We start from the raw sequence: 10,701 nt of genomic DNA on the forward strand, positions 1-10,701 counted from the left end.
GGACACCCCCGGCTCGCCGGTCGGAGCGGCGGGTGCCTCGGACAGGCCACCAGGGCCCGCGGCCAGCGTCACGGCCGCCGCGGGAGCGGCCAGGGCCGCGGTGGTCAGTTCCGGCGGCAGGTCCTTGGCGTCGACCATCTGCGCCGGCGCCATCACCGTGAGCCAGTGGCAGATGTTCTCGAGCTGCCGCACGTTGCCGGGGTAGTCGAAGCTTGACAGCCGAGCCAGCGCGGCCTCGCTCAGGCGCTTGGCCTCGACGCCCAGTTCCTTGGCGCTCTTCTGCAGGAAGGAGCGCGCCAGCGCCGGGATGTCCTCGCGCCGCTCGCGCAGCGCCGGCAGACGCAGGCGGATCACGTTGAGGCGGTGGAACAAGTCTTCGCGGAAGGCGCCCTGCTTCACTCGCTGCTCGAGATCCTGGTGGGTGGCGGCGATCACGCGCACCGTGCTCTTCAGTGGGTTGTGCCCGCCAACGCGATAGAACTGCCCGTCGCTCAGCACGCGCAGCAGGCGCGTCTGCAGGTCGAAGGGCATGTCGCCGATCTCGTCGAGGAACAGCGTGCCGCCGTCGGCCTGCTCGAAGCGCCCGCGCCGCGTGGTCTGCGCGCCGGTGAAGGCGCCGCGCTCGTGGCCGAACAGCTCGCTCTCGAGAAGGTCCTTCGGGATCGCCGCGGTGTTGATGGCGACGAACGGGCCGCTGGCGCGCGAGCTGTGCTTGTGCAGCGCATGCGCCACCAGTTCCTTGCCGGAGCCGCTCTCACCGGTAATGAGCACGGTGACGTTGCTCTGGCTCAGGCGACCGATGGCACGGAACACGTCCTGCATCGCCGGGGCCTGGCCGAGCATCTCGGGCACCTGGGTCAGGCGCTCGTCGCCCTCGTCCTCGCGCAGGCTCTCGTCGAGCGCGCGGCGGATCAGCTCCACGGCCTTGGGCAGGTCGAAAGGCTTCGGCAGGTATTCGAAGGCCCCGCCCTGGAAGGCCGAGACGGCGCTGTCGAGGTCGGAGTAGGCGGTCATGATGATGACCGGCAGGGCCGGCAGCCGCTCCTTGAGCGTTCCGAGCAGGTCGATGCCCGAGCCGCCGGGCATGCGGATATCGCTCACCAGCACCTGCGGCGCGTCGCCGTCGTCGAGCGCCGCGAGCACGTCGCGCGGGTTCGCGAAGCAGCGCACCGGCAGCTCCTCGCGTTGCAGGGCCTTCTGGAGCACGAAGCGGATGGATTGATCGTCGTCGACGATCCAGATGGATTTCATGCGGCTCTGCGATCCCTGAGCGTCTTGCCAGCCGCAGCCCCGACAACGGGTCAGGGTAACGGCATCGTGATTTTGAACAGCGTCCTGCCCGGTTCACTCTCGCATTCGATCGTGCCCTGATGTTGCGCCACGAAGGTCTGTGCCAGTGTGAGCCCCAAGCCCGATCCGCCATCGCGCCCAGAAACCAGGGGGTAGAAGATGCGATCACGGATGGCCTCGGGAACGCCCGGACCGTTGTCCTCAATATGCAATTCCAGTGCCAAACGAAAGCGCTGCTTGCCGAGCGTGACCTGCCGGGCGATCCGCGTACGCAGCACGATGCGGGCGTCACCGGCCACCATGCGCTCGCCCAGCGCCTGGGCGGCGTTGTGGGCGATGTTCAGCACCGCCTGGATCAGCTGCTCGCGGTCGCCGCGGAAGTCGGGGATGGATGTGTCGTAGTCGCGTTCGATCCGGAGCCCGCGGGGAACTCGGCCACGATCAGGGCGCGCACCCGCTCGCACACCTCGTGGATGTTGACGTCGCCCACCACGTGCGGGCGGCGGTGCGGCGCCAGCAGCCGGTCGACCAGCGCCTGCAGGCGGTCGGCCTCGTGGATGATGACCTGGGCGTACTCGCTCAGGCCCTTGGACTCGACCTCCATCTGCAGCAGTTGCGCCGCGCCACGGATGCCGCCCAGCGGGTTCTTGATCTCGTGCGCCAGGTTGCGGATCAGCTCCTTGGTGGCGCGCACCTGGTCCAGCGCGCGTTCCTCGCGGTCCTGCCGGGTCTGCTGCTCGATCTCGATCAGCTCGACCAGCGTGACGTCGGACTGCTCCATCTGGTTGACGATCACGTGCACGAGCAGCGGCTCACCGGGTGACACGAAGGGCCGCTTGAGTTGGGCGTCGAGGCGGCTGGTCGAGAACTCGTTGCAGGCCACCGCGGCGACGGTGTCCCGCAGCAGCGAGGGATCGACGAACCATTCGAACCAGTCGCGCCGCAGCACGTTGCGGCGCGACAGGCCCAGGACGTTCTCGAACGCCGCGTTGGCGAACAGGCAGCGCCCGTCGGGCTGGACCACCGCCACCATGGTGGCGAGCAGGTCGAAGGCCTCGCTCCAGTGCGCCGCAGCCGGCAGTGTGGTGCTTGCCGTGCCGGCCGCGACGGCGATGCCGCGCCGCTCAGCCACCGCTGCCGCCGGTGACCTTGGAGAGCTCGCGCCGCAGGGCCGCCACGTCGGACTCGGAGCGCTCGATGCTGGCCTTCATCTCGGCCACGCGGTCGAGGTACTTCTGGTAGTTCTTCTCGTCGCCGCGTCGCTCGGGCTGGCCGTTGTTGTACTCCTGCTTCAGCGCCGTCAGGCGCTCCTCTTCGCGGCGCAGCTCGGTCTCGAGGATGCGGCGCTTGTCGGTGTCGCGCGCCCGCTGGTCGGCCGGGTCGACACGGCTGTCTGCGGGACGCGATTCGCCGCTCGGCGTGGCGGCCGGAGCGCGCCGCGCCGGCGCCTGGATCACCGTGATCGGCGCGCCCTCGAGCGTCTTGCAGCCCTTGGCGGCGGCCTCCTTTGGCGTGTAGGCGCTGGTGTACAGGTTGCCCGGGCACTTGTAGATGACGGGCTCCTGGGCCCCCGCACCAGCGGCCGAGCTCACCAGCCCTGCCGCGACCAGCACGCGCAGTTCAACCGTCCATCGACTCATCCCGACTCCTTCATCCCGACGATCCGCAACAGCGCGACGCCCTGCGACCGGAGTATCCGGCATCCCGCATTCAACGCGCGGTGGGCGGCTGGAGCACACAGCGCCGCCAAGAAAAAGGGACGGCAGATGCCGTCCCTTGCTCACACGCGACTTGCGCGCCGGTCGGCGGGCCCGCAGGCCCGCCTCGGCGATCAGAGCGTGTAGTACATGTCGAACTCGACCGGATGGGTCGCCATGCGGAAGCGCGTGACTTCCTGCATCTTGAGGTCGATGTAGGCGTCGAGGTAGGAGTCGGTGAACACGCCCCCTTGGTGAGGAAGGCACGGTCCTTCTCCAGGTACTCGAGCGCCTGCTCGAGGCTGGCGCAGACGGTCGGGATCTTCGCGTCCTCTTCCGGCGGCAGGTGGTACAGGTCCTTGGTGGCGGCTTCGCCCGGGTGGATCTTGTTCTCCACGCCGTCCAGGCCGGCCATCAGCAGCGCCGCGAAACCCAGGTAGGGGTTCATCAGGGGATCGGGGAAGCGCGCCTCGACACGACGGCCCTTCGGGTTCGCCACGTAGGGGATGCGGATCGAGGCCGAGCGGTTCTTGGCCGAGTAGGCCAGCTTCACCGGGGCTTCGAAGCCGGGCACCAGGCGCTTGTAGCTGTTGGTGCCGGGGTTCGTGATCGCGTTCAGCGCACGGGCGTGCTTGATGATGCCGCCGATGTAGAACAGCGCGAACTCGCTCAGGCCGGCGTAGCCGTCACCGGCGAACAGGTTCTTGCCGTCCTTCCAGACCGACTGGTGAACGTGCATGCCCGAGCCGTTGTCGCCGACGATGGGCTTGGGCATGAAGGTCGCGGTCTTGCCGTAGGCATGGGCCACGTTGTGGATCACGTACTTCTGCAGCTGCACCCAGTCGGCGCGCTGGATCAGCGTGCTGAACTTCGTGCCGATCTCCATCTGGCCGGCATTCGCCACCTCGTGGTGGTGCACCTCAACCGGGATGCCCAGGGATTCGAGGATCAGACACATCTCCGAACGCAGGTCCTGGCCCGAATCGACCGGCGGCACCGGGAAGTAGCCGCCCTTGACGGCCGGACGGAAGCCCGAGTTGCCGTGCTCGTATTCCTTGCCGGTGTTCCAGGCGGCTTCCTCGCTCTCGATCTTGGCGAAGCAGCCCGACATGTCGTTGCTCCAGCGCACGCTGTCGAACACGAAGAACTCCGGCTCCGGGCCGAAGTAGGCGGCATCGCCCAGGCCCGAGGCCTTCATGTAGGCCTCGGCGCGCTTGGCAAGCGAGCGCGGGTCGCGCTCGTAGGCCTTGCCGTCGGCCGGGTCGATGACGTCGCAGGTCAGGATCAGCGTCGGCTCTTCGAAGAACGGGTCGATGTTGGCCGTGTTCGGGTCGGGCATCAGCTGCATGTCGGAGGCTTCGATGCCCTTCCAGCCGGCGATCGAAGAGCCATCGAAGGCGTGGCCCGACGTGAACTTGTCTTCGTCGAAATGCGAGACGGGCACGGATACGTGCTGCTCTTTGCCGCGGGTGTCGGTGAAACGGAAATCAACGAACTTGATCTCGTTTTCCTTCACCATCTTCATCACGTCGGCGACGGTCTTGTTGGCCATCAGGTGCTCCTAGCGGGACGTTGTGTCGGTGTGGGGGAAATGGGGCTGAGAGGCCCCGGCAATGGCCGGAAAGGGCTCTTGGAAATTTAGCAGAAACCATGCCCAGGACAGGAGCACGAACGGTGCACGCGTGCGCCTCGACGGCCCATGGACGGCAAGGCGGATCGATCAGGCACCAATTCAACGCGGATTACGCACCTTAACCGGGCGATTCCGGGCGTCGTCATCGCACCATTTCGGGGCCCAGCCTGGCTCCGTGGTTGGCCAGTCCCTCCAGCAGCACGGCGTAGGCGCGACCCAGCGAGAGCGCGTTGGCGCCCTTCACGCCGAGCTCGATGTGGCGCCCGTGCTCCGGGTGGTCGACGCTCGGGAGGCTGAACACCTTGACGTCGCCGAACTCGGCCTCGATGGCCTCCATCAGCGGCGTCAGCGTGGCCTCCATGGCGCCGTAGACGATCACCGAGCGCTCGGCCTGGCCGCCGCCGCGCAGGTGACCGTAGTGCGTGTCGAGCACCCAGGCCATCATCGGCCACGCCATCACCGGGAAGCCGGGGACGAAATGCACGGCACCGCCGGCCGGACCGTCGAGTGTGAAACCGGCGATCTTGTTGTACGGATTGGGGATGAGGCGCGCGCCTTCGGGGAACACGCCCATGTTGAGCCGGTGGCGGTTGTCGTCGCGATCGGGTTCGTAGGGCAGGCCCTGCTCCGCCGCCACATCGCGCATGCGCTCGAGGATGAGGTCGCGCGCCTGCGGGTGCAACGCCAGCGGCACGCCGAGCGCCGCCGCCGCGCACTGGCGCGTGTGGTCGTCCGGCGTCGCGCCGATGCCGCCGCAGGAGAACACCGCCGCACCGCTGGCGAAGGCGTCGCGCAGGTCCGCGGTGATGCGCGCGCGGTCATCGCCGGCGTAGCGCGCCCAGGCCAGCTGCAGGCCGCGTTCGGCCAGCAGTTCGATGGTCTTGGCGAGGTGCTTGTCCTGGCGCTTGCCCGACAGGATCTCGTCCCCGATGATCAGCAGTCCGAATTCCATGTTCGTTTTCCCTCGGCGGCCACTCAGACCGGCGGCAGCGCCGGCGGCGCCGCCGGCACGGCATCGATCCCGAGCGCATCAGGCTGCGGCGGCGTCGGCGCGGCACTGCGTTCGCGCAGCGCCTGCAGCTCGGCCAGGCAGTAGTGGCTGAACCACAGCGCCGAGAAGGCGAACACCAGCGTGTACAGCCACACCGACACCACGATCAGCACCGGCGCGAACACCAGCAGCGCGGCGCTCACCGCCCACACCAGCGCGGGCGCCGCACCCAGGTAGCCGGTGACGATGCCGATGCCCAGCAGCGGCAGGCGGTGCACGCGCATCAGCTCGCGCCGCTCGTCGCGCGTCGCGTGCTCGGCGAGCGCATCGAAACTCATCACGCGGTAGCTGAGCCAGCCCCAGATCAGCGGAGGCAGCAACAGCACCAGCGGCGGCACGAGCCACAGCGGCATCGAGATCACCAGCGCGCCCACCGCCAGCAGGGTCGCGCCCAGCGAGTACAGCACGCTGCGCCACACCGGCTCGCCATGCCGGCGTTCGAGCGCGGCGAAGCGCCGTTGCGCCACCAGGTCGACCAGCCTGGGCATCATGATCAGGGCCACCGCGAGCAGCGACAGGATCACCAGCGCAGGCACCGCCAGCGCCAGCACGATCAGCGGCGCGACCAGGGTCCGCAGGCTGCCCGCGCCGACCGATTCGAGCCAGCCGAGCGCACTGCCGGTCAGCGACCAGGCATCAAGCTGGGTGCGCACGGCGATCAGCGCACTCTCCCAGAAGAAGTAGCCCAGGACCGCGGCCAGCACGCCGGTCAGCAGCAGCGGCAGCACCGACAGCCAGATGACGCGCGGGTGCAGACAGTAGGCGGCGGCCCGCCAGAAGGAATCGACCAGTTGCTTCATCCGATGAGCATACCCAAGGGCCGCCGGACGCGCCGTTGCTCAGGCACGCCCGAACAGGCGCTGCAACCCGCGCCATTGCTGGGCCCAGAAGCCGCGGCCGTAGTCGCGCGCGCCCTCGCCAGGCAGCTGGTCGCGCACGCCGGTCGGGTCGTAGCGGTTCTCGAAGTTCGCGGTGCCGAAGAGCACGTCCCACAGCGGGAACAGCACCGCGAAGTTGTGGCCGCCGAGCGTGCCCTGCCCGTTCGACTCGTGGCCCAGCCCGATGCTGTGGTGCAGGCGGTGGAAGCGCGGGCTGGTCAGCAGACGTTCGCCGACGCGACCGAAGCTCAGACGCAGGTTCGCGTGCTGCAGGTTCTCCAGCAGCTGGGTGACCGCGACGACCGCGATGAACTGGCCCGGCGGGACGCCGATCGCCCGCGCCAGCAGCACCAGCAGCGCGTCGCGCAGCAGGTCGTCGAGCAGGTGGTTGCGGCTGTCGCTCCACATCGTCATCTGGCGCTGACTGTGGTGCAGCGCATGCAGCGCCCACCAGGCGTTCAGGCCGTGCTGGCCTCGGTGAATCCAGTAGTCGGCGAGGTCGAACACCAGCAGGTAGGCCACGAAAGCGAACAGCGCCGTGTCGCTGACGCCCGGCCACGCGGGAGCCATCCACTGATCGAGCTGCCAGCCGCCGTAGCCCTGCACGCTGAGCGCGCCGAACAGCGCGTCCCACAGCGGATCGACGGCGAAGAACAGCGCCACACGGAACAGGCCCAGGCGGTGCAGCAGCGTGTACAGCACGTCCACGCGCACGGCGCGCCGGTCCACCACCGGTTCCACCGGCCGCCAGCGCTCCAGCGGTGCAATGACCGCGAGCATCACCGCCAGCTGCAGCAGACCGACCAGCAGCCAGCCGGTGGCATCGAAGCCGTCCTCGAGCAGGTTGCCGAAGCCGAGCGAGAACAGCAAGGGCTGAACCACGGCCTCGAACAAGGCCTGTTGGGCCTGCGCGAACAGATCGGTCAGGGTATCCATCGCCGGACTCAATGCAGCGGATGGGCCGAGATCCAGGCGCGGTAGTCGGGATGCTCGCGCAGGGTCGCGAAGCACAGCCCGCGGGCCTTCAGGCCCTCGATCAGCGGCTCCAGCACCGCCGGCGCCCAGGCGTCCTGGCGCGACCAGATCCCCAGGTGGGCCAGGAGGATGTCACCCGCCCGGATGTCGCGCAGCGCCTTCGACAGCAGTTGCGCGTTCGGGTACTTGTCGCTAGGCAGCTCGTCGCCCAGGAAGCCGGCCGGCGACCACGGCACGTGCTTGTAGCCGCAGGTTTCGGCCGCTTTCAGCAAGGCCGGCGAGGTGCGTCCGGCGGGCGCGCGGAACAGCGGCAGCGCCGGCTGCCCGGTCATCTGCTCGAAGCGCTGCAGCGGCCGCTTCAGCGCCGCGCAGTACTCGGTCGCGGTGACCGAGAGCGTTCGCCCGCTGTCGGGGCCGGCGGTGGGCCGCACGCTGAAGCCCGCACCGCGGTCGGCGCGCCACACCCAGTGGTCCCAGGTGTGAGAGCCGAAGGCATGGCCCTCGGCGGCACGCGCCTTCCACCACGGCGCCCACTGATCGTCGAGGCTGCTGCCGTCGGTCAGGGTGCGCTCGTTGGCAAGGAAGAACGTGACCCGGACCTGCTGGCGCTGCAGCACCTCGGCCACCAGCGGGGCCACGCCCATGTGCCGGTGTCGAAGCTCAGATAGACCGGCTTGTCGCAGGCCGCGGCGAGCGCTGCGCCGCCGCACAACGCGGCCGCCACGGCGGCCAACGCACGTCGCAGCTCAGCGGCGAGACGCATGGGCCAAGGTCCACACGCCATGCGGCGAGCGGCCGACGGCGACCTGGCGCACCACCTGGCGCTTGACCGGGTCGATCACCGTGAGCTTGCGTGCCCAGCGCGAGGTGACCAGGATGGTCTTCGTGCCCTGCGCATCGACCATCACGTCGATGCAGTCCGGCCCGCCGGGCGCCGGATAGGTGTCGACCACGGCGAGCGTCTGCAGGTCGATGCGGCTGATGGTGTTGGCCACGCGGTTGCTCACGAGCACGTGGCGTCCGTCGCCCCAGGCGCGAAAGGCGTGCGCGCCGGCACCGGTCTTGATGCGCTTGACCAGCTTCGCGGTGGCGGAGGTCACGTCGTAGACCTCGACGAACTCGTCGCCGGTCAGGCCGACGAGCAATTGCTTGTCGTCTGGTGTCAGGTAGACGTCGGCCGGGAGCTTGCCGGTCGGCACCGTCCAGCGCGGGGCCTGCGTGGCGAGGTCGATCGCCACCAGCTGGTCGCTGTCCTGCAGCGAGGCGTAGACCACGCTGCTCCTGCTGTCGATGAACAGATGGCTCGGTGTCTTGGCGGCGGCCACCTTCTTCACCAGCTTGAAGTCGCCGCCGTCGGCGCCGGCGGTCCAGCGGTAGATCGCCACATGGTCGAGCCGGTTCGCCGCGGTGACGAACCACTTCATGTCGGGTGAGAAGCGCAGCTGGTAGGGATCGTCGACGCCGGCGATCGTGCGTTGCACCAGCCCGGTCTTCGGATCGACCAGCGTCAGGGTGTCCGACATCGCATTCGCGACGAGCAGCGAACGCTCGTCGGGCGACAGGTAGAGATGGTGCGGCTCCTTGCCGGTGGGCAGACGGCGCAGTTCGGTGAAACTCACGGGATCGATCACGCTGATCGTCGCGTCCAGCGAGTTGAGCACGAAGATCGGCTGCGATGCGGTCACCACCCCGCCTGCACTCGCGGCAGCCACCGCCCGTGTTGGGGCCGGGGTCGAGACCGGCACCTGAACCGCCGGTGAAGCCGAAGCCCGCGCTGGGGTCGGCACTGGCACCGGCGTTGCAGGCCGTGTCCTGGCTGGCACCACGGCCTGTGCCGGAGCGGGCCGCGCTGCAGATGCGGGCGCAGGTGCAGGTTCCGCTGCGACGGCTGACGCCGCAGAGTGCGCCGGGGTCGACGCGACGGTCGGTTCCGGGGCAGGGATCGACACGGGAATGACAGCCGGCGCGGGTACCGAAGCGGCTGTTGGAGCGACTGCAGCTTCCGATGCGGCCGGGGCGGGCTGCGATCGAACCCCGAAGCCGGCTGCGCACAGCGTCGCCAGCACCACGGTCTGCAGAGCCCGACCCACCATTCCGGGCCGGCACGGGCCGCGCCGCGCGCTCACTTCTTGATTCAATCGATTCCCCGACAGCAAACCCAAGATTCTACGGGCCGCCCCATGACGGCCCGGGCTTCACTACAGTGCAGTCAACGCGATGACGGCCTTCGCGGCCGACCTACCGACCATGAGCCCAGCCCCTGCCCGCCCTCGGCATCGACCTCGGCGGCACCAAGATCGAAGCCATGCTGCTCGACGACACCGGCGCCACGCGCTGGCGCGAGCGCATCCCGACACCGCCCGACGATTACCGGGCCGCGCTGGCCGCCATCGGCGGCCTGGTCGAGCAGGCCCGTACGGCCGCCGGGAGCGCCATCAGCGTCGGCATCGGCACACCGGGCACGCGGCGCGCCGACGGCGCGATGAAGAATGCCAACTCCACCTGCCTCAACGGCCAGCCGCTGCAACGCGATCTGGAGGCGCTGCTGGGCCAGCCGATCGCCCTGGCCAACGACGCCAACTGCCTGGCGCTGTCCGAAGCCACCGACGGGGCCGGCGCCGGCGCGGCGGTGGTGTTCGCGGTGATCCTCGGCACCGGTTGCGGCGGGGGCGTGGCGGTGCATGGCCGGGTCCTGCAGGGCCCGAACGGTTTGGCCGGCGAATGGGGTCACAACCCCCTGCCCTGGGCACGCGACGACGAACGCCCCGGGCCGGCCTGCTACTGCGGCACTGCCGGGTGCATCGAGGCCTGGCTCAGCGGCCCGGCCGTGGCCGCCGACCACCGCCGCCATGGTGGCCCGGCCATCGACGCCGTGGCGATCGGCCAGGGCGCCCTGGCCGGCGATGCGGCCTGCCAGGCCAGCCTCGACCGCCATGCGCTGCGCGTGGCGCGGGCGCTGGCGTCGGTGGTCAACCTGCTCGACCCGGACGTCATCGTGTTCGGCGGCGGCGCCTCGCGTCTGCCGGGGCTCATCGAACGCCTGCCGAGCCTGTGGACACCCTGGGTGTTCGGCGCCCGCCACGACCCGCCGGTGCGGACGCGGCTCGCGCTCTCGCAGCATGGCGACGCCTCGGGCGTGCGCGGGGCGGCCTGGCTCGGACGCGCGCTGTGAGCGCC

The 10,701-nt window shown here is 69.6% G+C and carries 7 protein-coding genes and 3 pseudogenes; 1 reads left to right on the forward strand and 9 read right to left on the reverse strand.

What is annotated here, in order from left to right:
- From ntrC to Y694_RS16435, 9 genes and pseudogenes are all read right to left on the reverse strand, one after another.
- Positions 1–1,251 (reverse strand): nitrogen regulation protein NR(I) (ntrC, locus tag Y694_RS16395; RefSeq protein WP_051495842.1); only part of this gene is annotated, 1,251 nt, incomplete at its 3' end.
- A 50-nt stretch (positions 1,252–1,301) separates the two neighbouring features.
- Positions 1,302–2,323: pseudogene (gene glnL / locus Y694_RS16400) on the reverse strand (nitrogen regulation protein NR(II)).
- 91 nt (positions 2,324–2,414) lie between these two features.
- Entirely contained in the window at positions 2,415–2,930 is a 516-nt protein-coding gene (locus Y694_RS16405; RefSeq protein ID WP_011829668.1) for a hypothetical protein, read from the reverse strand.
- Positions 2,931–3,121: 191 nt separating this feature from the next.
- A pseudogene (gene glnA, locus Y694_RS16410) lies at positions 3,122–4,539 on the reverse strand (type I glutamate--ammonia ligase).
- Between the two features lie 223 nt (positions 4,540–4,762).
- Positions 4,763–5,572: a molybdopterin-binding protein gene (locus tag Y694_RS16415; protein WP_011829670.1), complete on the reverse strand. Its 810-nt coding sequence runs from the start codon at positions 5,570–5,572 to the stop codon at positions 4,763–4,765.
- Between the two features lie 23 nt (positions 5,573–5,595).
- The gene (locus Y694_RS16420) at positions 5,596–6,471 is read right to left on the reverse strand and encodes an EI24 domain-containing protein (protein WP_036234418.1); all 876 of its coding nucleotides are present in this window, start codon (positions 6,469–6,471) and stop codon (positions 5,596–5,598) included.
- A 39-nt stretch (positions 6,472–6,510) separates the two neighbouring features.
- On the reverse strand, positions 6,511–7,485 hold the full coding sequence (locus Y694_RS16425; protein WP_036234421.1) for a sterol desaturase family protein: 975 nt from the start codon (positions 7,483–7,485) through the stop codon (positions 6,511–6,513).
- Between the two features lie 8 nt (positions 7,486–7,493).
- A pseudogene (locus tag Y694_RS16430) lies at positions 7,494–8,287 on the reverse strand (polysaccharide deacetylase family protein).
- Complete coding sequence (locus Y694_RS16435) at positions 8,271–9,212, reverse strand: YncE family protein (RefSeq protein ID WP_051495843.1); 942 nt, start codon at positions 9,210–9,212, stop codon at positions 8,271–8,273. Before Y694_RS16435 ends, Y694_RS16430 begins: the two are co-directional and overlap by 17 nt.
- A 617-nt stretch (positions 9,213–9,829) precedes the next feature.
- Between Y694_RS16435 and Y694_RS16440 the strand changes: the two genes are divergently transcribed.
- On the forward strand, positions 9,830–10,696 hold the full coding sequence (locus Y694_RS16440) for an ROK family protein (RefSeq protein ID WP_051495844.1): 867 nt from the start codon (positions 9,830–9,832) through the stop codon (positions 10,694–10,696).
- Positions 10,697–10,701: the final 5 nt, after the last annotated feature.

Origin of the sequence: Methylibium sp. T29-B (assembly GCF_000576225.1) — a bacterium.
GTDB lineage: Bacteria > Pseudomonadota > Gammaproteobacteria > Burkholderiales > Burkholderiaceae_C > Methylibium > Methylibium petroleiphilum.

Coding starts and splice junctions, on each gene's coding strand:
- Y694_RS16405 (WP_011829668.1), bottom strand. CDS start 2,930: ATGAGTCGATGGACGGTTGAACTGCGCGTGCTGGTCGCGGCAGGGCTG.
- Y694_RS16415 (WP_011829670.1), bottom strand. CDS start 5,572: ATGGAATTCGGACTGCTGATCATCGGGGACGAGATCCTGTCGGGCAAG.
- Y694_RS16420 (WP_036234418.1), bottom strand. CDS start 6,471: ATGAAGCAACTGGTCGATTCCTTCTGGCGGGCCGCCGCCTACTGTCTG.
- Y694_RS16425 (WP_036234421.1), bottom strand. CDS start 7,485: ATGGATACCCTGACCGATCTGTTCGCGCAGGCCCAACAGGCCTTGTTC.
- Y694_RS16440 (WP_051495844.1), top strand. CDS start 9,830: ATGCTGCTCGACGACACCGGCGCCACGCGCTGGCGCGAGCGCATCCCG.